We start from the raw sequence: 23,431 nt of genomic DNA, 5'->3' as shown, positions 1-23,431 counted from the left end.
TATGATTCAATTTCAGGATGTCAGCGTGACTTATGAAGGGGCTGAAGGCAAAGTTAAAGCAGTTCAGAAACTTTCGCTGAACATTAACAAAGGAGAAATTTTTGGAATTGTTGGAGCCAGTGGAGCAGGGAAAAGTACCCTGCTCCGAACCATTAATCTTTTAGAAAGGCCAACAGAAGGCAGGATTTTTATTAACAATCAGGACATTACAGATTTAAAAGGAGAAGACTTAAGGCTTCTTAGACAGAAAATAGGGATGATCTTTCAACATTTCAATCTGATAAAAAGAAAGACAGTTTTTGAAAACGTAGCCTTTCCAATGGTTGCAGCAGGAAAACCTAAAGATGAAATTCAAAAAAGAGTAAACCAACTGCTGAATCTTGTCGGTCTTTCAGATAAAAGTAATGCTTTTCCGGCTCAGCTTAGCGGCGGACAAAAGCAAAGAGTAGGTATAGCAAGAGCCCTTGCCAACGAAACAGAAATTCTTCTCTGTGACGAACCTACTTCTGCCCTTGACTTAGAAACGACAAAATCCATCCTAAACTTACTTAAAGAAATTAATCAGAAATTAGGGATTACCATTGTCATCATCACTCATGAAATGGATGTGGTTAAAAGCATCTGTGACCGAGTGGCGGTTATGAATGACGGACAGTTATTAGAAGCAGGCAATGTTTATGACGTATTTGTCAATCCGAGAAATGTTTTTACAAAACAATTAATTGAACACACCTTCCACCTCGAATTCCCTAAGCAGATTTTCAATGATTTTAAGGGCAGGGTACTGAAAATTGTCTATAAGGGAGAGTCCGCAACGGAGCCTTTAATATCAGAAGTATCTAAACGTTATAATGTTAACCTAAATATCGTCCATGGAAAAATCGAGTACATAGGAGATCGACCCGTGGGAATCTTAGTCGTCGATATAGAGGGAGAAGAAAGGGAAGTTCAACTGGCAGTGGACTATATCAACGAAAGAACTGCATTTACGGAGGTGGTACTCTATGCAAGCTGAACTGATTTTTGATTTATTAAAAGCCCTGGGAGAAACTTCTCAAATGGTAGGAATAGCACTGATATTATCCATAGTTTTGGGTATTCCTTTAGGATTATTTTTGTATCTTACGTCCAGTGGCTTATTTTTTCAAAACAAAATTTTAAACTTTATCGGAGGTTTGATCATTAATATCGTAAGATCCACACCTTTTGTGATTCTGCTTGTTGTACTTTTACCTGTCACTAAGCTCATTACGGGTACTACTATAGGATCAGGAGCCGCATCAGTACCTCTTTCTGTTGCAGCCATAGCCTTTTATGCGAGATTGGTGGAAGCGGCCTTTAGAGAAGTGGATAAAGGAGTGATTGAAGCAGCGCAAGCCGCAGGGGCAAAAACAAGGACCATTATATACCATGTGCTTTTAACGGAAGCTTTGCCCAGCCTGATCGTAGGCATTACAGTAACTGCCATCAGTTTGATCGGATATTCTGCTATGGCAGGGATTATCGGCGGGGGAGGTATCGGCGATTTAGCCATTCGCTTCGGATACTACAGATATCAAACCGACATCATGCTTACTACAGTGGTTGTTTTAGTGTTAATCGTACAGGGTTTTCAATGGTTGGGAGACTATAGCTCTAAAAAAGTAGATAAAAGATCATAATCAAACGCAGCTGATTAGGGGGAATAAAAATGTCATATCAAAGATATTGGAATGAATCCATAGAAACCATGCCAAGGGAAGAGTTAGAAGCATATCAGACAGAACAGCTCAAAGAACACTTGAAATACGCTTATGAACACTCACCATATTATAAGCAATCTTTTGATGAATCCGGAGTAAAACCCGAAGATTTCAAGGTTTTATCCGACCTGTCAAAGTTTCCGTTCATCAATAAGCAGATTGAGCGGGACGCTCAAATCTCAAAGCCTCTTCTTGGAACGTTGACTGCAGTGCCTGAAGAAGATGTGGTCTTTGTTTCGGCATCCAGCGGTTCCACAGGAGTACCTACCCTAAGTCCTTTTACCAAAACCGATTTTGATGAGTTCCAGGATATCCAAAGCAGATTATTCTGGGCGGCAGGCATGAGACCCCATGACAGATATGTGCATGCTTTAAACTTCACCTTGTTTGTGGGAGGCCCTGATGTTATAGGAGCCCAGAATTTGGGGGCATTATGCATCTGGGCAGGAACCATTCCTTCAGAACGACTCCTTTATATTTTGCAGGAATTTCAGCCTACGGTGATCTGGACGACTCCATCCTATGCATGGTATCTTGGAGAAACTGCTAAAAAACAAGGCATCAATCCTGCAACGGACCTGGCGATCAATAAAATCATTGTTGCCGGAGAACCAGGAGGTTCCATAGAAGCCACAAGAAAAGCCATTGAAGATCTCTGGGATGCAGAAGTGTATGATTTCTATGGTATTTCTGATATTTATGGGGCTTGTGCCGGAATGTGCAGTGCAAGGAACGGACTGCATATAGCAGAAGATCAGATTTATGTGGAAGTGATCGATCCCGTAACTCTGGAACCGGTAAAGGATGGTCAAAGGGGGGAACTGGTGCTCACCACCTTAAGAAAACAGGCAAGACCGATGATTCGTTTCAGAACAGGAGATATTGCTATTTTCAACAAAGAAAAATGTGAATGCGGACGTACCCATGGCAGAATTCAGGTGGTAGGAAGACTCGATGATATGCTCATTGTCTCGGGCGTGAATATTTTCCCCAGCGATATAGAATTTATCGTTCGAAACATTAAGGAACTCAATGGGGAATACAGAGTGTATGCGATTTCCGAAAACTTTACCACCAAATTTAAAGTAGAAGTGGAAAAACATGCGGATGTCACCATAACGAACGAGGAATTGTCGGAAAAGGTATCTCACAATATTAAAGCAAGATTAGGCGTTAGACCTAAAGAAGTGGTGATCCTGGAAGAAGGGGCTCTTCCAAGAGCTACCCACAAGGCTAAAAGATTTATTGACTTAAGAGAACAATAGAAAGAAGGAAAAATATGCCGCAAGTAAGCAATCGTCTGGACTTTTTTACAGAATCTGTTATTAGAAAAATGACACGAATAGCTAACCGCTATGGGGCAGTGAATTTGTCCCAGGGTTTTCCGGACTTTGATCCTCCCAAGGAATTGAGGGAAGCCTTAAAAAAGGCAGCAGAAGAAGGCCCTCATCAGTATTCCATCACCTGGGGTGCACAAAACTTCAGAGAAGCGCTTGCTAAAAAGCAGTCAAAATACATGGATATTCCCATTGACCCCGATACTCAAATTGTTGTGACCTGTGGAAGTACGGAAGCTATGATGGCAGCTATGATGACAGCCTGTAAACCGGGAGATAAAGTGATTGTCTTTTCTCCTTTTTATGAAAATTATGTGGCGGATACGATTCTTTCCGGGGCAGAACCAATATATGTCCCTTTGCATCCGCCCACATTTCACTTTGATCAGGAAGCGCTTAAAAAAGCCTTTGAGCAAAATCCAAAGGCGCTTATTCTCTGTAATCCTTCCAATCCTACAGGAAAAGTATTCACACGGGAAGAACTGGAGTTTATTGCAGACCTGGCAGAAAAGTATGATGTTTTTGTGATTACTGATGAAGTCTATGAACATATTGTGTTTGAACCGAATGAACATATTTATTTTGCATCTTTGCCTGGAATGTTTGAGAGAACCATTTCCTGCAGCTCTCTTTCAAAAACTTACTCAATTACAGGATGGAGACTTGGATATATTATAGGGCCTTCCCAAGTAATTGAAAATGCCCGTAAGGTTCATGATTTTCTTACAGTAGGGGCAGCAGCACCTCTGCAGGAAGCAGCAGTAGCAGCCCTAAAGTTTTCGGATGCATATTATGAAGAATTAAGAAAACTTTATACAGAGAAAAGAAATATATTTTTAAAAGGTTTAGATGAGCTGGGACTTAAATATACAGAACCTCAGGGAACATATTATGTTTTGGTAGATATTTCAGAATTCGGCGCTCCAAGTGATACGGTGTTTTGTGAATGGCTTGCCAGAGAAGTAGGGGTAGCCGCTGTCCCAGGTTCCAGCTTCTTTAAAGAAGATGTAAACCACCTGATTCGCTTTCACTTCGCAAAAAAGACAGATACTCTTAAAGAAGCCCTAAAAAGACTTTCGACATTAAGAGAAAAGGCAAAAAATGCAGAATGGAGGATATCATGATTGAAATCAGATGGCATGGCAGAGGGGGACAGGGAAGTTTCACAGCCTCCAGAATACTAGGAGCTGCTGCCTCTTTGTACGGCAATAAATATGCTTTGGCTTTTCCTTCCTTTGGACCGGAGAGAAGAGGTGCACCCATCACTGCTTTTACCAAGATAGATGATCAAAAAATCAGGGACAGAAGTGAAATTATACACTGTGATTATATTGTTGTATTGGATGAAACGCTGTTTGCCCCCTCATTGCTTCAGGATCTGAAACCTGGAGGAAAGATTCTTATCAATACTGCCCGGGAAGAAAAGTATAAAGCAATTTCTCCGGATTGGATTGTCACTTTTGATGCAGTGGCCATTGCCCAGGAGATACTGGGAAGGCCTGTAACCAATACAGCCATGATTGGGGCGCTTATTGGTATTTCAGAAGTGATTCCAGTCCATGCTGTGGCAGAAAGTATAAAAAATGAGTTTTCATCAAGCCTGGCAGAGAAAAATATCCGGGTTTTAAACCAATCTTATGAACGGATTAAGGGGGAGTGGCTATGAATAAGCCACAATTAATGCAGTATGAAAAACCAAAGCATATCAAAGATTATCCTTGTGGACCAGCCGCTCCAGCAGGGACTCTGGTTGTAAAAAATGCAGGATGGCGAACCAGAAAGCCTATTGTACATAAAGAAAAATGCACAGGATGCTGTCTTTGCTATTTGTATTGCCCGGAAGGGACCATTTTCAAGGAAAATAAAAAAGTAGGCATTGATTATGATTTTTGTAAGGGCTGCGGGATCTGTGCAAGAGCTTGCACCCATAAAGCCATAGAAATGATCAAGGAGGGGGAAAATGGGGAATACTAAAATGTTTGTATCAGGGAATGAAGCTGCTGCTATAGGTGTCAAACTAGCAAGACCTCATGTGATTTCTGCATATCCCATCACCCCGCAAACCGTAGTGGTTGAAAGGCTTGCAGAAATGGTGGAAAAAGGAGAGCTTACATCTGAATTCCTTCATGTGGAATCCGAACATTCTGCCCTCTCAGCAGCCATGGGCGCCAGCGCAGTGGGCGCAAGGGCTTTTACAGCCACCTCTTCTCAGGGGCTTTTGTATATGGCGGAGTGCTTGCATTACGCCAGTGGAGGGAGATTTCCTATTGTGATGATGAACGCCAACCGTTCATTGGCGCTTCCCTGGAGTATTTATGGGGATCAAAGAGATTCATTGTCCCTGCTGGATTGTGGATGGCTTCAGGTTTATGTGGAAGATGCTCAGGAGAGCCTTGATATGATGATTCAGGCCTATGCCATCGCTGAAAATAAAGAAGTATTAACCCCTGTGATGGTCAATTTAGATGGATTTGTTCTGACCCATACCTATGAACTGGTAGAAGTACCAAGCCAGGAAGCCGTGGATGCATTTTTGCCCCCTTTTGAAACAGAAAATAAGCTGGACTTTGAGAATCCTAAGAATATGTGTTTTAGTTCTTCTCCGGGAGATAATATGGAATTTAAATATCAGCAGCACAGAGCGGCCGCAAAAGCAGCGGAAGTAATTAAAGAGGTAGACGAGATGTATCATAAAAAGTTTGGGAGAGGATATGGGGGATTAGTGGACGGATACAGATGTGAAGATGCAGAGATTATACTGGTTACTTTAGGGAGCATTACGGGAACCTGCAGAGTGGTCGCAGATGAATTAAGAAGGGAAGGGAAGAAAGTCGGAGTCCTTAAGATTCGATTTATGCGTCCTTTCCCCGAAAAAGAAATCATTGATATAACCCGGGGGGCAAAAGTCGTAGGTGTATTGGAGAAAGATATTTCCTTTGGATACGAGGGAACCGTTTATACCAATGTCAATTCGGCCCTTCTGAAATCAGGCAAACCCATTCAATCTTATAATTTTATTGCAGGCCTTGGTGGACGGGATATTTCTAAAAATGATATCAAATTTATGTATACATACTTGGAAGAAGCAGCGAATGGAGTAAAAAAAGAGTACATCAAATGGATCAACTTGGGGGTGGACACAGATGGAGAAGGAAATTAAAAGAATCAATGCCCACAATATCACAGATAAAGAATTTTTCTATGGACATAAGGGTTGTGCCGGCTGTGGAGGAAGTTTAGCAGTGAGACTGGCTTTAAAAGTATTGGGAGAAAGAACCTATACTGTTATTCCGGCAGGCTGTATGTCTGCTGTAGGTTTTGTCTATCCCCAATTATGTTTCTCGACCAATGCCATGATATCTACCTTTGCAGGAACAGCTTCCATGCTTTCTGGTATTGCTGCAGGGGCAAAGGCATTGGGGATTAAAGATTTTCATGCTGTAGGGATTGCCGGAGACGGAGGGACAGCGGATATAGGTATTCAGGCATTATCTGGCGCCATTGATAGAAACGATCAGATCATTTACATTTGCTATGACAATGAAGCATATATGAATACAGGTATTCAAAAAAGCGGCTTAACGCCTTTCGGTGCCAGAACCACCACTACCCCCGCGGGGGAAAATATTCATGGAAGTATCACTCAGAAGAAAAATATGTTTGAGATTGTAGCGGCTCACGGCATTAGTTATGCAGCCACTGCAAGTATTGGATATGTTCAGGATTTCATGAATAAGCTTGCTAAGGCAAAGGAAGTGAAAGGTACCTCTTATATCCATGTTTATGCTCCATGCCCGACAGGGTGGGGAACGCCAGAGGACATAACAGTGGAATTGGCTAAAGAAGTTGTAGATACCGGGCTCTGGTATCTGGCAGAATATGAGTACGGAAGATTTAAGTTGAATAAGAATCCTAAAGAATTTTCATCCGTAGAAAACTTCTTAAGAAAACAGGGAAGATTCAGGCATCTAGATGAAAAAGACATTGCATACATCATAGAAAGTCGGGATAAAAAGTGGGAATATATCAGGGAAAACTGGGAAGTGGCATAACAGCCACTTTTTTGTTATGGCAAAATTGAGAAAAACTACTTGACATATCTAAAAAAATTTTTTATCATAAAGAAAACAATATAATCTTATCGGAATACTATGAATTGAGAAGATAATGCAATGAAGGAGAGAGTAGGTTAGAAATCCTGTCACAGAGAAAAGCTGTCACCGGCTGAGAGCAGCTTGCAGAGATTCTGACTGAAGTGCACTCCGGAGCGGATTGCTGAAAGCGTAGTAGGCAATCAGGGAGCGCCCTGTATAGCGCATTAAAGATAGGCTTATGCCTAAGTAGAGTGGGACCGCGGAAGACTTCGCCTCTAAATGTAATGGAGGAGAAGTCTTTTTTATTACATAGGAAATCCTTAAGGATTTTTTATATCATAAAGCCCTCCGGGCAGGATGCGCATTTCGCGCATACTGCATGTTGCTGGCTTTTCCGATCACGCCATATTTAAAGGAGGATGAATATGCCTGATTTCAATGCTTTATTTGACCAATGGGCAAGTTCTTATGACGACACAGTATATGGCAAAAACCATGAGTATGCAGAAGTTTTTGAGAATTACACGAAGATACTAGATAAAATCAGTACACAAATAGAAGACAAAAAGTCAGGAACAGTAATAGAAATAGGCGTCGGGACGGGGAACTTAAGCGAACTGCTGACAAAAAAGGGCTTTCATGTCATAGGGATTGAACCTTCCAGCGAAATGAGAAAAGCAGCAAAAGTAAAAATACCTTCACTGGAAATATTGGATGGTCACTTTTTATCACTGCCCTTAAAGCAAAAGGTAGATGCATTTGTAGCATCCTATGCATTTCACCATTTAACCTATGCTGAAAAAATAGAATCTGTTAAGTTAATGGACGGATTATTAAAACCTGATGGGAAAATTGTCATTGCAGACACCATGTTTGAATCGAAGGAATATAAGCTTAAGCTTATTGAAAAAGTGAAAGCTGATCGAGCTTTTAATCTCCTGAAAGATTTATACACGGAGTACTATGAGCTCATAGAAGATCTGATTCAAATATTTAGGGCTCAAGGATATACCTATGAGATTGAAAAAATGAACAGTTATGTTTGGATACTAACTGCACAAAAAAATTAGGGGAGGTAATATTATGGATATTCGGTCTTTGGCAATACATGGAGGAATTACCGGGGATCCTTATACGGGAGCTGTAACCGTTCCCATTTATCAAACGTCTACTTATGCCCAGGAAAGCGTGGGAAAACACCGGGGATTTGAGTATTCGCGAACGGGCAATCCCACAAGGGAAGCTTTAGAAAAGCTGATCGCGGATCTGGAAGAAGGCTATAGAGGATTTGCCTTCAGCTCAGGAATGTCTGCCATTTCATCTGTCTTAATGCTTTTAAAATCGGGAGATCATATTCTGGTCAGCGACGATGTATATGGAGGCACCTTTAGAGTCATTGATAAGGTATTTAAAAACTTTAACTTAGAGTATGACTTTATAGACACCAGCAACATCGACAAAGTAAGAAACGGCATAAAAGCCAATACGAAAATGATCTATATAGAAACCCCAACCAATCCTTTGATGAAATTAACCCATATTCGTTCTATCGTAGAATTGGCAAAAGAAAAAGAGATTCTTACCGTAGTTGACAATACTTTTGCGACACCCTATCTTCAAAGGCCTATCACTCAAGGGGCAGATATCGTACTTCACAGTGCAACAAAGTATCTAGGGGGCCATAGTGATTTGGTTGCCGGACTGGTTGTTGTAAATAATAAAGAGCTGGGAGACAGGATGCACTTTATTCAAAATTCTGTAGGAGCGATCTTAGGCCCCTTTGACAGCTGGCTTTTAATCAAAGGGATTAAAACATTACCTGTTCGTATGGACAGACACTGCGAAAACGCAGAACAAATTGTAAACTGGCTTTCAAATCAAAGTTGGGTAAAGAAAATCTACTATCCAGGCTGCAATGGCTCACAGGAGATCTTTAAAAGTCAGATGTCAAGAGCCGGAGGAATGATTTCTTTTGAAGTAGATTCTGAAGCTACTGTAGAGAAAGTCTTATCCAATTTGAAAATCATTACCCTGGCGGAAAGCCTGGGAGGCATAGAAAGCTTAATCAGCGTACCGGCCCAAATGACCCATGCATCCATTCCGGAAGAAAAAAGAGAAAAATTAGGTATTACCAACAGACTGATCAGATTGTCCGTAGGAATAGAATACGTGGAGGATATTATAAAAGATTTAGATATTTCTTTGAAATGAGGGGGCGATGTTATATGCATTATGTGAATCATGTTACAGAGTTAATTGGAAACACTCCGATCATAAAAATCAATCATTTTGATCTGCCAGGGAATGTTCAATTATTTGCCAAACTAGAATTTGCGAATCCTGGAGGGTCTGTTAAAGACAGAATCGGAAAGCATTTTATCGAGAAATATGAGAAAGAAGGAAGACTTAAAAAAGGTAGCACGATTATCGAAGCAACGGCAGGGAATACAGGTATAGGAATTGCTTTGGCAGCAGTCAACAGGGGATATAGAATTATCTTTATCGTACCTGGAAAGTTTTCTGTAGAAAAGCAGATGATTATGAAAGCATTAGGGGCAGAAATCATCAACATCCCAACAGAAGAAGGATTACAGGGGGCATATAGAAGAATAGAAGAACTTAAAAAAGAGATGGATGATGTTTTGGTGATCAATCAGTTTGATAATCCCGATAATGCAGAGGCCCATTATCTTTATACCGGAAGAGAGATTTATGATCAAATGGAAGGAAAGATTGATGTATTTATTTCTGGAGCAGGCTCAGGCGGTACCTTTAGCGGTGTTATGAAATACTTAAAGGAAAAAAATCCGTCGATCAAAGGCGTATTAGCGGATCCATATGGTTCTATTATTGGGGGAGGGGCGTGCCACTCCTATAAAATAGAAGGGATAGGAAACGATTTTATCCCAGGCAATTTAGAAATGGATTTTGTTGATGATGTAGAGAAAATCAGTGATGAGGAAGCCTTTCGGGCAGTAAAGGATTTGGCCAAAAAGGAAGGGCTTTTGGTCGGATCTTCTTCGGGAGCTGTCTTTGCAGCAGCCCTAAAGCAGGCTCAAAAAATCGAGAAAGGCAATATTGTAATGATCTTTGCTGACCGGTCCGACAGGTATCTGAGTAAAAATATATATGAATAAAAGCAGGGAGTTTCTCTGTTTCAGATAAACGATAAACCTTCAGGCTGAAACCTGGAGGTTTATTATTTTGGGAATATGGGGGTTCTTTTCGTCAAAAGGAAATCACATAATTAACTTCCGGTTTTGTGATGTAAGTGAAGGCTTCATCCAGTGCACCATTCACCTGAATAACGTAATGACTTTAATCCTAAGCTTGCATATATTCTTCTTCTGAATGATAACTTTTTAATTTATATACCGATAAGTATTTAAACTAACCTCTCAATGATATATCTTACACGGCAAGAAATTTCAACAAATTACGCTTAACATTTAATACCTTTCTTCAATTAAGACTAAATTATGAGTTGTTTATTTAGAGTGTAAATAAAGAAAAGATAAATAATTTAGAAATATTATAATCAAAATTTTGCTATAATAGAAATAAGATTGGTATTGGGGGGAATCTGAATGAGTAAAAGGAAGCAAAAAGTCGAATTCAGATATTATGAAATGCCAAACGATGAAATTGTATTAGCGCTTTTGGGAGAATCATGGATTAGAAGCTACAGTGAAGGCATCGATGGCCTGCATTTCCATAATTATCTCGAGATTGGCTATTGCTATGACGGTTTTGGAGCATTGGAACTTGAAAATGAGAGTATACGCTCGGGTCCCGATATGTTTTCTATTGTTCCACCCAACTGTCCCCATAGGGCAAGCAGTGATCCGGGAACAAAGAGTTATTGGGAATGGCTATTTATTGATGCAGAGCAGTGCCTGAAAAATATGTACAGGGATGACACCCTCTTTATTCAGGAAATTCTTAAAAAAATTTATCGAAGGCCATTATTGTTGCGTGCCAGTGAGTATCCTGTTTTAAATCAGATTATTTTAAACATCATAAGAGAGATGAGAAAAAAGGATATTTACTATAAGGAAAGTGTAAAAGGATATGTTCATGTGCTCATTGTAGAACTTTTACGATTGAATGATCAAGAAGAGCAAAAAGCAAAAATAAAAAAACAAACTTCCAGAATATCCGGAGCCCTGGACTATGTTAAAGAAAATTACAGAGACGAAATCAAAATAAGCCAGTTGGCCCAGGCCTGCAATATGAGTGAAAGTCATTTTCGCAGAGTGTTTTTAGAAACAATGAATATGAAACCGGTGGACTATATCAATCTTATTCGTATTCAAAAAGCTTGTGAACTCATTCAGAAAACGCAGATTTCTATGGAAGATGTGGCATATAAGGTGGGATTTACTGCGGTTTCAACCTTTAATCGCAATTTTAAAAAATTGGTTGGAATTTCGCCATATCAATGGAAACAATCTGCAGAAAATTTTGAAGGGAAACTATTAAATTATAGAATTAGTGCACAAAAAGGATGGTAGTATTTGCATAAATGATTGAATTTGCACATTTTTTGAGTGAATATAAAAACAATTGCCCATGATTTTTGGTATAATTTACTTACAAAATAGATGAGTATATAAAAAAACTTATGCATATTTGCTAATTCAAAGCGCAAATATGACTATTTTCGATATGCTCATATAACAAGAGGAGGGGATTTACAATGAAAAAGAAGATCATTTCATTATTGCTCACTGCAACTATGGCGCTTTCTTTGGCTGCTTGTGGTTCAGGCACCCAAACTAACCAATCAAATCAATCAGGAGGAAATTCCCAATCAACAGAAGCAAAAACAGGCTCATCTTCCGGATCAAATGAATTGACCGTTTGGTGCTGGGACCCTGCATTTAATATCTATGCGATGCAGGAAGCTGAAAAAGTTTATCAGAAAGATCATCCTGATTTTAAACTCAATATTATTGAAACCCCCTGGCAAGATATTCAGACAAAACTTACAACAGCTGCAACTTCGGGAGATCTTAGCACACTGCCCGATATCTTACTCATGCAGGACAATGCATTCCAAAAGAATGTAATGAGTTTCCCGGATGTTTTTGTAGATTTAACCAATTCAGGTATTGCATTTGATAAATTTGGAGCGTCTAAAGTGGCTTATTCCACAGTAGATGGTAAAAACTACGGCGTTCCATTTGATAATGGAGCAGTAATTCAGGCTCTTAGAACAGACGTTTTGGAACAAGCAGGATTTACAATAGAAGACTTTACAGATATAACCTGGTCTGAATATATTGAAAAAGCTAAAGTGGTATTAGAAAAAACCGGAAAACCACTAAACTCCTGTGTAGCTGGGGAATCTGATTTAATTATGATCATGCTTCAGTCTGCCGGATCAAGCTTATTCAATGCAGATGGAACACCAAACATCGTTAACAACCAAGTATTGGAAGAAGTTATAAAGACTTATGTTGAATTAATAAAGTCTGGTGTATTGGTTCACGTAAACGATTGGGATCAATATGTTGGATCATTCACCAATGGAACAGTTGCAGGAACAATTAACGGATGCTGGATTTTAGGATCGATTCAGACTGCAGAAGATCAAAAAGGACTTTGGCAAATCACCAATATGCCCAAGTTAGATAATATATCCAGCGCCACAAATTATTCCAACAATGGTGGTTCAAGCTGGGCTATTACTACGAACAGCAAGAACAAAGAATTGGCTATTGATTTCTTGTCCAAGACCTTTGCCGGAAGCGTAGAATTCTATGAAACCATTCTGCCAAAATCAGGGGCTCTTGCAACTTATATTCCGGCAGGAGATTCTGATGTATACGGCGAACCTCAGGAATTCTTCCAGAATCAGGCGATCTATTCAATGATTACAGATTTTGCATCTAAAGTACCAAGCAATAATACTGGTATCTACTACTACGAAGCAAGAGATGCTGTGGCTACAGCATTATCCAATGTTATTTCTGGCGCTGATTTAAAAGCTGAACTGGAAACGGCAGAATCCACTGTTAAATTTACAATGGGACAATAAGTCATTGAGGCTAAAGCATGAAGTTGTATATAGGGAACAGTCTTATTCAGGCCGTTCCCTATACTTTTCGAATTTTTTATTAAAACAGTAAAGGGAGGGAGATCTCGTGAGCTATTCCAATAATAATCTGGAGATGAATACCGGGATCAGCTATTCTCATAAAAGGCTCAAATTAAAAACCAGGCAAAATCTTTTTGGCTGGGCATGTCTGATACCAGCTGTTATTTTAATTGTGGCTATGAGTTTTTATCCTATGTTTAAAGCACTCATTCTTTCTTTTCGCACAGGTATCGGTGCCAAGATGACCTGGGCAGGAGTTAATAACTATGTTCGGATGTTCCAGGATAATGTATTTATGCAGGCATTGAAGAACAATTTTATTTATCTCATTATACAGGTTCCTATCATGCTTATTTTAGCATTGGTTCTGGCATGTATGCTCAATGACAGGAATTTAAGATTCAAAGGTTTATTTCGTACAGCCATTTTCCTGCCCTGTGCAACTTCGCTGGTTTCATATGCGATTATTTTCCGTTCTTTATTTGCCATTGATGGATTCATTAATGTGATGCTTATTAAGTTAGGTATATTCAAAACAGGGTATAATTTCCTGGCATTTCCCAACAGTGCAAGAGCAGTTATCATTATTGCATTGATTTGGAGATGGACTGGTTATAACATGGTATTTTATTTGGCTGGTCTTCAAAACATTGAGTATACCATATATGAAGCTGCCAAAATAGATGGAGCTTCTTCATTTCAATCTTTCTGGAAAATTACAGTGCCACTTTTAAAGCCAACGATCCTTTTAACTGCGATCATGTCCACCAATGGAACCTTGCAGCTCTTTGATGAATCTGTGAACTTGACCAACGGCGGTCCGGCAAATGCCACGATTACAATGTCTCACTATATTTACAACATGTCCTTTAAATATGTTCCGAATTTTGGATATGCAGCGGCTATGTCTTATCTGATATTGATATTGGTGGCGATATTAGCCTTTATCCAAATGAAAGTAGGTGACAAACGTGATTGAGAAGGGAAAAAGAATTTTTGAATATGTATTTTTGACGATTGTTTCTATTATTTCGGTGTTTCCGCTTTATTGGATGTTTTGTGCAGCTACCAATATGAGTGTGGATGTTATAAGAGGAAAACTGATTCCCGGTACGGCATTGTTATATAATTTCAAGAATCTTTTGACAGCTCAAAATGTTTCCGGGGCGATGATTAATTCATTTAAGTATTCAGTTACCCTCACACTAATTTCTTTATGTATTTGTTCTTTGGCAGGCTATGGATTTGAAATTTTCCATGACAAAGCAAAAGATACTGTGATGTCCATACTTCTGCTTGCTATGATGGTGCCTTTTGCAGCAACGATGATTCCATTGTTCCAGATGTTTTCAAAGGCAGGTCTTCTCAATTCCACTATTGGATTTATTTTACCTACGATTTCAACGCCATTTTTGATCATGCTGTTTAGACAAAGTGCCAGGTCTTTCCCCCATGACATTATTGAAGCGGCAAGGATAGATGGGCTAAATGAGCTCCAAATTTTTTATCGTATGTTTATTCCAACGATGCGCTCAACCTATGCGGCAGCTATGACTATCACTTTCATGAATGCATGGAACAATTATTTATGGCCAAAGGTTATTATGACAAATGATCAAAGTATTACAATGCCCATGTTGGTTGCCAATCTTACAGAGGGTTATGTAACGGATTATGGTATGTTGATGTTGGGCGTACTGTTATGTACGATTCCGACGATCATTATTTTCTTCATTTTACAAAAGAGTTTCGCAGAAGGTATTACCGGGGCAGTTAAATAAAAGTTTCATAGATTAAACATTAAATGGAGGGCATAAGATATGAAGACATTTGATTATGAGATTGTGAAAAATCCGGAAATTTTTAAGGAAAACCGAATGGAGCCCCATTCAGACCATAACTATTATTCTTCTCTGGAAGAATGCTTAAGTGAAGAAGAAAGTAGTTTTAAATATTCTTTAAATGGATTTTGGAAATTTTCTTATGCTAAAAATTATGATTCTTCTATTAAGAATTTTTTTGATTTAAACTATGATTGCAAAACCTGGGATGTTATAAGGGTACCGGGACATATTCAATTGGAAGGATATGATGTTCCACAGTATGTCAATATTCAATATCCATGGGATGGAAGAGAAGAGATTGATCCGGGAGAAATTCCCACAGAGTTTAATCCAACAGCCAGCTATGTAAAATACTTCACGTTACCAGCCCATATGGAAGGCAAAAGAGTGTTTATATCCTTCCAGGGAGTAGAAAGTGGTATGGCTCTGTGGCTTAACGGGGTTTATGTGGGCTACAGTGAAGACAGTTTTACGCCTTCAGAGTTTGAACTGACCCCTTATCTTAATACAGGGGAAAATAAGTTAGCGGTTCAGGTGTTTAAATGGACCGCAGGAAGCTGGTGTGAGGATCAGGATTTTTATAGATTTTCAGGAATCTTCCGTGATGTATATCTCTACACTATACCGGATGTGCATATCTGGGATTTAAAGGTTCAGACCTTATTGGATGATGCATATGAAAATGCAGAATTGATGCTGGATTTGGTTGCAACACGCAGCGGAAAAATTAAATTATCTTTAATGGATGGAAAAAATATTGTGATTCAAAAAGAAACGGACTTATCCGAATCCTCCCATTATAGTTTTCCTGTAGCTTCTCCAAAACTTTGGAGTGCAGAATGTCCTTATTTATATGACTTACTCATTGAAGTGAAAAGTAATGACGGGCAGACTCAGGAAGTGATTTTGCAGAAAGTAGGATTTAGAAGGTTCGAGATCAAAGATTCTGTCATGTGTCTTAATGGAAAGCGTATTGTATTTAATGGAGTAAACAGACATGAATTCAGTTCTTTAAGAGGACGATGCGTGACCCAAGAAGAAATGATCAAAGATATTATTACGATGAAGCAAAATAATATCAATGCTATTCGTACCAGCCACTATCCCAACTCTTCCAAGCTCTATGAACTCTGCGATTTATACGGATTATATGTAATCGATGAGACAAATCTTGAAACTCACGGTATCTGGGATACTGTAGCCCGGGGTACAGCAAGCATAGAAGACGCCATTCCAGGAGACAATCCAAAGTGGCTGAATCTTATTTTAGACAGGGCATATTCCATGTACCAAAGGGATAAAAATCATCCATCAATCCTCATTTGGTCCTGTGGAAATGAATCTTTTGGAGGAAGCAATATTTATAAGCTGTCTCAGGCATTTCGTAAATGGGATAATACCCGTCTGGTTCATTACGAAGGAGTGAATTGGGACCGCAGGTATAACGATACCAGCGATATAGAAAGTCAGATGTATACGCCTGTAGAAAAAATTAAGGAATTTTTATCCCATAACAGAGAAAAACCTTTTATTTGCTGTGAATATGTTCATGCCATGGGCAATTCCTGTGGGGCTATGCATAAATATATTGAACTAAGTGAGGAAGACCCTTTGTTCCAGGGAGGATTCATTTGGGATTATATTGACCAGTCCATTACCAAAAAGAATAGGTATGGGCAGGAATTCCAGTCCTATGGCGGAGATTTTGATGAACGTCCTGCAGATTATAATTTCTGTGGCAATGGCATTGTGTATGGTGAAAACAGAGAAGTTTCTCCAAAAATGCAGGAAGTAAAGTATAATTATCAGCCAATCAGTATTAAAATAGACGGCAGCAAGGCGGTTATAACCAACAAAAACCTGTTTGTAAATACCAATGCGTATGATTGCTTTGTCTTGGTAGAAAGAAACGGAAAACTTATACAAAAAGAAAGAATAGAAACCAATATTCCACCTCTTTCTCAGGAAGAAATAAAGCTGCCAGTTGAACTTCCGTCAAAAGAAGGTATATATGCGATTACCGTTTCATTCCGATTAAAAGAAGATACCCTTTGGGCGAGTAAAGGGCATGAAATTGCTTTTGGACAAAAGGCGTATGAAGTGGAAGGAAAGCCTGCCCTTTGCAAAAAGCCTATAAAAGTGGTTTATGGCAGATGGAATATAGGAGTAAAAGGAGAAGACTTTGATGTACTATTCTCCGGTATAAGCGGTGGATTGGTGTCTTACAGGTATGGCGGAACAGAAATGCTCAAAGCAATGCCTAAACCTAATTTCTGGAGAGCACCCATTGATAATGATATGGGAAATAATTTCTCTGCCCGATATGGACAATGGAAATTGGCCAGCATGTATGCTTCCAATAAGGATGAAAATGGGAAAGTGGTTGTGTCTCCTGTATTGGAAGAAAAGGATAACCATGTTACAATCACCTTCACCTATCTTTTACCTACTCGCCCGGCATCCAGCTGTAAGCTCTCTTATACAGTATATGGCGATGGAACAATAGAAGTCCATTTGGCTTATGATCCTGTTAAGGAACTAGGAGATATGCCGGAATTTGGAGTAATGTTTAAACTGGATGCGGATTATGACCAGCTTGAATGGTTTGGCATGGGACCAGAAGAAACTTATGTTGACAGATGCCATGGGGCTAAATTAGGAATTTACCGCAATGAAGTCAGGGATAATCTTGCAAAATACTTAGTACCTCAGGAATGTGGCAATAAGGTTGGGGTTTATTACGCCAAGGTAACGAATAAGCTGGGAAAAGGACTACTATTTAGCGGAAAAGATTTAAGTTTTTCAGCCCTGCCATATACACCTCATGAATTGGAAAATGCAATGCATCCGTATGAGTTACCGCCTGTTCATTATACTGTAGTCAGAGTCGCAAAACAGCAAATGGGTGTAGGGGGAGACAATTCATGGGGCGCACAAACTCATAAAGAATATCTCCTTGATATTAGCAATCAATTGGAATTGAAATTTAGTTTTAAAGGAATATAGCAAAAAAGGCTGTTGACATATATAAATTGTTAACAGCCTTTTTTGCTATGAGCTTACATAGATTTAAAGAATTATCTTTATTATTAATCTATGGAATAATGCAGCTTAAAAGAAATAAAACCAATTCATGGATGATAAAAAAGTATAATTTTGAAAATTAAAATTAGAAGGAAAAAGTAGATATATGTCGAATATATATATGATATATATCTTGAAGAATATAACAAGAGGTAATGGGGGGACATATTATGAAGTTTTTTAGAAACATTCGATGGAAAAATTTAAGCATTGGCTTAAAATATTCTGTTTCATTATTGATTTCAATTTTCTTATTTATGCTTTCAGCTGCATTTGTGTATGGATTAATGGGGAATGTAAACAAGAATATTGAAATCGTGGAGCAGAAGACATCTTATGTGGAAAAAATACTGGATATGAGTGCAAATTTTAATGAAATAGATGCACTGACATATGACTATATTACGTATCTTTCTCCAGAAACAGTCGAGAGATTTAAAAGCAAAATCGATCAATTTAATGAAGGGTTAGTCTTATTAAAAGAAGTTCCTGAATTACAGGAGTATCAAGAGTTGCTAGAAAAAATCAGTAATAATGTTTCAAAAATCAATCATATGTTTATTGATGAAATCGTTCCTGCTGCCAATAGACATCTTAAAGTAGAATATATGATGAAGAGAAAAGAAGTTGCTTCTTTAAAAACTGTAACCGTGAATGATTTGCAAGAAGTTAAAGAAATTATAACAGCACAAAAAGAAGGATCTGTAAAAGAAGCAAAAAGCAGCTTAAAGCTGACCATTCTTGTTCTCATTATATCTATTGCTGTATCTTCAGCCCTGGGATTTTTGATTATGTTTTTGATATCCCGTATAGTTCAAAAGCGTTTAAATCGAATAGTATCCCTAAGCAATGAGATTGCAAAAGGAAACTTATCCGTTCAAAAAATCAACTATGATAGCAATGATGAAATAGGGCTTTTATCGAGGGCTTTTGATACAATGATTGAAAACTTGAGAAAGATGATTTATCAGATTTCTAATGCTTCTAAAGAAGTCAATGAAGAAAGCGAAAAGCTGACAGAATCATCCGAGCAAATACAACAAATCAGCGAGCAAATTGCATTTACTATGCAGGCATTAGCTGATGGAGCTGAGAAGCAGGCTAGTTCATCAGGAGAAGTGGCCAAATTTATATCAAATTTAAACAACAGTATTACAGATGCCAATGAAGCCAGCAAGCATTTATATACATCCATCGATGGACTTTCCAATATGTCTACCAAAGGAAAAGAGCTTATTGAAAACTACATCGCTCAAATGGACAAGATCAATGATACCTTTAAACATTCTATGGCTAAAGTAGAAAACTTAGATACGAAATCTCAGGAAATCACCCGACTGGTAGAAATCATCAATGCCATTGCAAAGCAGACTAATTTGCTGGCTCTTAACGCAGCCATAGAGGCAGCAAGAGCGGGAGAAGCAGGGCGAGGATTTGCAGTCGTATCAGATGAGATCAGAAAATTGGCAGAACAGGTAAGTGATTCTGCTGTTGGTATAAGCCATATCATCCAGGGAATACAGTCTGAATCAAAATCTGTAGTCCATTCCTTAAGAGAGGGTTATGGAGAAGTACAGGAAGGTATAGACCAAATCAAAGTAACGGGAGAAGCCTTTACAAATATAAATAATGAAATAGCCCATATCGTAGAACGAGTAAAAAATGTAGCCTATAATCTGAATGGAATAGCAGAAAACAGTAAAAAGATCAGATTATCAGTGGATGAAATTGCATCCATATCTCAGGACAGCGCAGCAGGTATACAGGAAACATCCGCTTCTATAGAGGAGCAAAACAGCTTCATAGAGACCGTATCCAGCAATGCGCAAAAGCTATTTAAACTGGCAGAAGAGTTGAATAGCAGTATTTTAGAATTCACATTATAATATGAAAAAATAAATAAATGGTGATAAGCTTTTTAAGCAGATTATGCAATAAGATTCTTTTTCTTCAAAAAATGTAAAAACCATATAAAGATACAGAGCATATTAAATCGTGGTTTGCAATGCAAACCACGATTTTTATATATTCAGAAATTCGTGCGAAAAATAAAGTATCTTATCGTTTTATGTTGAACCTTAGGAGATAAAATGATAAAATTGATACAATATTCCTTATTAAAAAAGGAATATTTTTCATTCAATATTATTTTAGGAGGGATAGAGTGAAGAAAGTAGCAAGCAAAACAGTAGCATTCTTAGTAATGCTGGCCATGGCAGTAACTATGCTTCCTACGAGTATCTATGCCAGTGCATTTTCCGACATTAAGGGACACTGGGCAGAAGAAACCATCCAGTCATGGATTGACCAGGGTTTAATAGGGGGTTATCCGGATGGAACATTTAAACCGAAACAAGACATTACCCGTGCAGAATTCATGAGTTTAGTGAATGGAGCATTCGGGTACAAAGAAGGAACAACCATTAATTATGGAGATGTTTCTGAAGAAGCATGGTATTACCAGGCAGTATCCGTAGCGAGTGCAGCGGGATATATAGGGGGCTATCCTGACAACACCATGAAGCCAAAGAACCCTATTACTCGACAGGAAGTAGCAAAAATCGTAGCAACCATCAAAGGATTGACAGTAGATGAAAGCGGTACAAATTCCTTCAGTGATTCTCTAGCCATGCCAGCCTGGAGTAAAGGCCTAATCGGTGCAGTGGTCCAGGAAGGTTTTATGAGCGGTTATCCTGATGGAAGCTTTAAGCCCTCAAACAACATAACCCGTGCAGAAGCAGTGGTAACCTTAAACAACGCATTAGGAGCAGTAAAAAAGGAAATCCAAAAAGAATCAGGTGTTGTTTATGATGCAGCAGGTACATATGGTTCTAAAGATGGTATAGAAGTAATTGAAAATGATGTAGTAGTTAAAGCATCTGATGTTACTTTAACCGATATGACCATCAAAGGAAACTTAACTTTAGCGAAAGAAATCGGTGAAGGCGAAGTTACCTTAAAGAATGTTAAGGTTGAAGGAACCACTTATGTTTACGGTGGAGGAGAAAACAGTATCATCATTGTAAATTCTACATTAGGCAAAGTAACAGTAGAGAAAGAAAATGGCAAAATAAGATTGGTAGTAAGTGGAGCTACTACAGTAGGAGAAGTAACAGCAAAATCAGGGGTTAAATTAGAAGAAAGCAATTTAACCAAAGATGGATTTACCACAGTAGTTATAGATGCTTCCAAAGAAGATCAAATCACATTAGTAGGTAACTTTAGTGAAGTAGAAGCAGCTTCAGCAGATATAAACGTTAATATACCTTCAGGAACAGTAGTGAACGCAATTGTATTGAATGCAGTAGCAAATATAACAGGAAAAGGTACAGTAAAAGAAGCAGTCATCAACGTTAGCGGTGTTAAATTCGAACAAGAACCTGATAAGCTGACCGTTGCAGATAATGTTGAAAAGCCTGTAATTACAGAAAAGACAACTACAGGCGGTGGCGGTGGAAGCTCCAGCAGTGGAAATTCCGACAATAAAAACCCTGGAAGTGAAAGCAATGTACCTACGATAAGAATTACAGAAAATACTGGAATAGACTCAGAAAGAAGGATCATATCCGGGAACGTAATCGTTGATGCTTCTAACATAAGATTAATAAATGTAGAGATTCGAGGAAACGTAATCGTTAATGTACCTAATGTGTCCATAGATTTTTCAGATATTACAGGTAGTTTAACCATTACAGAAAATGCTGAAGATGGATGGATATCTGCTAATGATTTAAATGTTAAAGGCGTAACAACCATTGTCGGTGGAGGTAGTATTCATTTCAGAGATATTACTACACCAAGCATTACAGTGAATAATAAAGATGGCAGAGTTAGTCTAAGTATAGCTGGAGATTCTAAAGTGGATTCAATTTATATACAAAGTCCTACATCAATTGACACTTTTGCATTAGATGTTGAGGCACCAGAAATAGTCGTAGAAGGTACTCTATTGGAAAACGAAAAAGTAGATTTTACAGGAAAATTTGGTAGAATTACAGTTTCTACCGAGGCTAAAATTCACTTAAGTGCTGTTACTATTAAAGAACTGGTATTAAATGCGGTTACTGAAGTTTCAGGAGAATATGAGATTGATATTGAAAAGGTGATAGTAAGTAGTGCTGCTGATGGCTCAATATTAGGATCTCGACCAAAAACAGTAGAAGGCAATGCTTCTATTGCAATACTGGAATTAGAAGCTGATAAATACGTAGATAAAGTAATAATACCGAATACTATTCAAAAAGGCGAAAATATTGAGAATATAGTAAAGCAATTAAAACCTAATGAAATTGCAGATAGAAATATTACTGTTGACATTATAATTGATGAACAGCATCGTTATTATAGTCATCTTGAAAATGATAATGGAACGATAAGATTAAAAGATCAAAATATATATGATTCATCTTATGCGGACAATCCAATTCTTCGTTTTACAAAAGGTAATATTACATGGGATAAAGAAATCTTTGTAACAGTCGAGCCACAAACATATACTGCAAGATTTGAAATCAAAGATGTTATGACTCAAAAACCATTACAAGGTGCAGAGGTAACCATAGATAATCAAGTGTATTATACAGATAAGAACGGCATAGTTGAAATGCAGTTAATATCAGGGAGAAAATATGGCTATACAGTAACATTCCCTAATTATTATGCAGAGGGAGGAAGTATTTATAATACTACAGATAAAGAAAAGTTAATTTTTGAATACAGATCACTGTTAGAAAAACCAGAGGATATTGTAACTGTAAATGAATATGTATATTCAGCAGTATATAATTTGCAGGATAATACTGTTATATTTAGGGTTGATCAAGATGAATGTCTTATAAAGAATAATATATTTAAACCATTAGGTGTAAATAATTATCTTGTAATTGTATTTGATGATTATCATTATACTAATGTAGCAGATCTTGCAAATGACATTCTATCCATCCAATATGGTGCAGAGGTAATGTCTGATGTAACTGACTATGTATATGGAATGACAGATAATAAAGTATATGTAGCAGTACAATTAGGCACAGCTGATGAATTTGAAATAGATGGAGGATATACAGTTGAAGTTAAAACTTCTACAGGTTATGGCAACAGATCAATCTATTTAATAACCCAATAATTAAAAAAAGAGTCAATCGTTTCGATTGACTCTTTTTTCATTATGGGTTGAGACTCTATTGAGCATGCAAAGCTTGTGAGGTAAAAAACATATTTTTAT

18 protein-coding genes and 1 other annotated feature are annotated in these 23,431 nt (G+C 38.2%); all 18 genes read left to right on the top strand.

The features are described from left to right. Position 1 precedes the first annotated feature (1 nt). Complete coding sequence (locus tag JOD07_RS03580; protein WP_158739426.1) at positions 2–1,015, top strand: methionine ABC transporter ATP-binding protein; 1,014 nt, start codon at positions 2–4, stop codon at positions 1,013–1,015. Further along, positions 1,005–1,661 carry a methionine ABC transporter permease gene (locus JOD07_RS03575; RefSeq protein ID WP_158739427.1) on the top strand — a complete coding sequence of 219 codons (657 nt, stop codon included), beginning with the start codon at positions 1,005–1,007 and terminating at the stop codon, positions 1,659–1,661. The genes JOD07_RS03580 and JOD07_RS03575 overlap by 11 nt, the downstream gene beginning before the upstream one ends. Positions 1,662–1,690: 29 nt before the next feature. Continuing rightward, positions 1,691–3,007 (top strand): phenylacetate--CoA ligase family protein, encoded by a 1,317-nt coding sequence (locus JOD07_RS03570; protein WP_158739428.1) that lies wholly within the window; start codon positions 1,691–1,693, stop codon positions 3,005–3,007. A 14-nt stretch (positions 3,008–3,021) separates the two neighbouring features. Beyond that, complete coding sequence (locus JOD07_RS03565) at positions 3,022–4,203, top strand: pyridoxal phosphate-dependent aminotransferase (protein ID WP_158739429.1); 1,182 nt, start codon at positions 3,022–3,024, stop codon at positions 4,201–4,203. Then, positions 4,200–4,745, top strand: a complete 546-nt coding sequence (locus JOD07_RS03560; RefSeq protein WP_158739430.1) for a 2-oxoacid:acceptor oxidoreductase family protein — start codon at positions 4,200–4,202, stop codon at positions 4,743–4,745. The genes JOD07_RS03565 and JOD07_RS03560 overlap by 4 nt, the downstream gene beginning before the upstream one ends. Next, a complete protein-coding gene (locus JOD07_RS03555) occupies positions 4,742–5,053 on the top strand; it encodes a 4Fe-4S binding protein (protein ID WP_204612243.1) in 312 nt (103 codons plus the stop codon). The genes JOD07_RS03560 and JOD07_RS03555 overlap by 4 nt, the downstream gene beginning before the upstream one ends. After that, positions 5,040–6,239: a transketolase C-terminal domain-containing protein gene (locus JOD07_RS03550; protein WP_204612242.1), complete on the top strand. Its 1,200-nt coding sequence runs from the start codon at positions 5,040–5,042 to the stop codon at positions 6,237–6,239. Before JOD07_RS03555 ends, JOD07_RS03550 begins: the two co-directional genes overlap by 14 nt. Further along, positions 6,223–7,131: a thiamine pyrophosphate-dependent enzyme gene (locus JOD07_RS03545; protein WP_158739433.1), complete on the top strand. Its 909-nt coding sequence runs from the start codon at positions 6,223–6,225 to the stop codon at positions 7,129–7,131. Before JOD07_RS03550 ends, JOD07_RS03545 begins: the two co-directional genes overlap by 17 nt. Before the next feature lie 111 nt (positions 7,132–7,242). Continuing rightward, positions 7,243–7,453, top strand: a binding site (T-box leader). Positions 7,454–7,598: 145 nt separating this feature from the next. Continuing rightward, positions 7,599–8,243 (top strand): class I SAM-dependent DNA methyltransferase, encoded by a 645-nt coding sequence (locus JOD07_RS03540; protein ID WP_204612240.1) that lies wholly within the window; start codon positions 7,599–7,601, stop codon positions 8,241–8,243. 13 nt (positions 8,244–8,256) lie between these two features. Then, positions 8,257–9,384: a bifunctional cystathionine gamma-lyase/homocysteine desulfhydrase gene (locus tag JOD07_RS03535; RefSeq protein ID WP_158739435.1), complete on the top strand. Its 1,128-nt coding sequence runs from the start codon at positions 8,257–8,259 to the stop codon at positions 9,382–9,384. A gap of 14 nt (positions 9,385–9,398) precedes the next feature. Then, positions 9,399–10,310, top strand: a complete 912-nt coding sequence (locus JOD07_RS03530) for a PLP-dependent cysteine synthase family protein (RefSeq protein ID WP_204612238.1) — start codon at positions 9,399–9,401, stop codon at positions 10,308–10,310. Positions 10,311–10,760: 450 nt separating this feature from the next. Beyond that, the gene (locus JOD07_RS03525) at positions 10,761–11,687 is read left to right on the top strand and encodes an AraC family transcriptional regulator (RefSeq protein ID WP_158739437.1); all 927 of its coding nucleotides are present in this window, start codon (positions 10,761–10,763) and stop codon (positions 11,685–11,687) included. A gap of 185 nt (positions 11,688–11,872) precedes the next feature. Then, on the top strand, positions 11,873–13,216 hold the full coding sequence (locus tag JOD07_RS03520) for an ABC transporter substrate-binding protein (protein ID WP_158739438.1): 1,344 nt from the start codon (positions 11,873–11,875) through the stop codon (positions 13,214–13,216). Between the two features lie 133 nt (positions 13,217–13,349). After that, complete coding sequence (locus tag JOD07_RS03515) at positions 13,350–14,255, top strand: carbohydrate ABC transporter permease (protein ID WP_158739612.1); 906 nt, start codon at positions 13,350–13,352, stop codon at positions 14,253–14,255. Between the two features lie 73 nt (positions 14,256–14,328). After that, positions 14,329–15,057 (top strand): carbohydrate ABC transporter permease, encoded by a 729-nt coding sequence (locus JOD07_RS03510; RefSeq protein WP_158739611.1) that lies wholly within the window; start codon positions 14,329–14,331, stop codon positions 15,055–15,057. 39 nt (positions 15,058–15,096) lie between these two features. Beyond that, positions 15,097–18,126 carry a beta-galactosidase, LacZ type gene (gene lacZ / locus JOD07_RS03505; RefSeq protein WP_204612236.1) on the top strand — a complete coding sequence of 1,010 codons (3,030 nt, stop codon included), beginning with the start codon at positions 15,097–15,099 and terminating at the stop codon, positions 18,124–18,126. Positions 18,127–18,374: 248 nt separating this feature from the next. After that, positions 18,375–20,090 (top strand): methyl-accepting chemotaxis protein, encoded by a 1,716-nt coding sequence (locus JOD07_RS03500; protein ID WP_204612234.1) that lies wholly within the window; start codon positions 18,375–18,377, stop codon positions 20,088–20,090. A gap of 278 nt (positions 20,091–20,368) precedes the next feature. Continuing rightward, positions 20,369–23,332 (top strand): S-layer homology domain-containing protein, encoded by a 2,964-nt coding sequence (locus tag JOD07_RS03495; protein WP_158739441.1) that lies wholly within the window; start codon positions 20,369–20,371, stop codon positions 23,330–23,332. Positions 23,333–23,431 lie beyond the last annotated feature (99 nt).

This window comes from Defluviitalea raffinosedens (assembly GCF_016908775.1).
GTDB classification, from domain to species: Bacteria; Bacillota; Clostridia; order Lachnospirales; family Defluviitaleaceae; genus Defluviitalea; species Defluviitalea raffinosedens.
This window is presented reverse-complemented; position numbering and strand designations above follow the sequence as displayed.

What these genes read in the sequence shown, in the direction of transcription:
- JOD07_RS03580 (WP_158739426.1), top strand. Translation starts at nt 2, where the DNA reads ATGATTCAATTTCAGGATGTCAGCGTGACTTATGAAGGGGCTGAAGGC.
- JOD07_RS03575 (WP_158739427.1), top strand. Translation starts at nt 1,005, where the DNA reads ATGCAAGCTGAACTGATTTTTGATTTATTAAAAGCCCTGGGAGAAACT.
- JOD07_RS03570 (WP_158739428.1), top strand. Translation starts at nt 1,691, where the DNA reads ATGTCATATCAAAGATATTGGAATGAATCCATAGAAACCATGCCAAGG.
- JOD07_RS03565 (WP_158739429.1), top strand. Translation starts at nt 3,022, where the DNA reads ATGCCGCAAGTAAGCAATCGTCTGGACTTTTTTACAGAATCTGTTATT.
- JOD07_RS03560 (WP_158739430.1), top strand. Translation starts at nt 4,200, where the DNA reads ATGATTGAAATCAGATGGCATGGCAGAGGGGGACAGGGAAGTTTCACA.
- JOD07_RS03555 (WP_204612243.1), top strand. Translation starts at nt 4,742, where the DNA reads ATGAATAAGCCACAATTAATGCAGTATGAAAAACCAAAGCATATCAAA.
- JOD07_RS03550 (WP_204612242.1), top strand. Translation starts at nt 5,040, where the DNA reads ATGGGGAATACTAAAATGTTTGTATCAGGGAATGAAGCTGCTGCTATA.
- JOD07_RS03545 (WP_158739433.1), top strand. Translation starts at nt 6,223, where the DNA reads ATGGAGAAGGAAATTAAAAGAATCAATGCCCACAATATCACAGATAAA.
- JOD07_RS03540 (WP_204612240.1), top strand. Translation starts at nt 7,599, where the DNA reads ATGCCTGATTTCAATGCTTTATTTGACCAATGGGCAAGTTCTTATGAC.
- JOD07_RS03535 (WP_158739435.1), top strand. Translation starts at nt 8,257, where the DNA reads ATGGATATTCGGTCTTTGGCAATACATGGAGGAATTACCGGGGATCCT.
- JOD07_RS03530 (WP_204612238.1), top strand. Translation starts at nt 9,399, where the DNA reads ATGCATTATGTGAATCATGTTACAGAGTTAATTGGAAACACTCCGATC.
- JOD07_RS03525 (WP_158739437.1), top strand. Translation starts at nt 10,761, where the DNA reads ATGAGTAAAAGGAAGCAAAAAGTCGAATTCAGATATTATGAAATGCCA.
- JOD07_RS03520 (WP_158739438.1), top strand. Translation starts at nt 11,873, where the DNA reads ATGAAAAAGAAGATCATTTCATTATTGCTCACTGCAACTATGGCGCTT.
- JOD07_RS03515 (WP_158739612.1), top strand. Translation starts at nt 13,350, where the DNA reads ATGAATACCGGGATCAGCTATTCTCATAAAAGGCTCAAATTAAAAACC.
- JOD07_RS03510 (WP_158739611.1), top strand. Translation starts at nt 14,329, where the DNA reads ATGTTTTGTGCAGCTACCAATATGAGTGTGGATGTTATAAGAGGAAAA.
- lacZ (WP_204612236.1), top strand. Translation starts at nt 15,097, where the DNA reads ATGAAGACATTTGATTATGAGATTGTGAAAAATCCGGAAATTTTTAAG.
- JOD07_RS03500 (WP_204612234.1), top strand. Translation starts at nt 18,375, where the DNA reads ATGAAGTTTTTTAGAAACATTCGATGGAAAAATTTAAGCATTGGCTTA.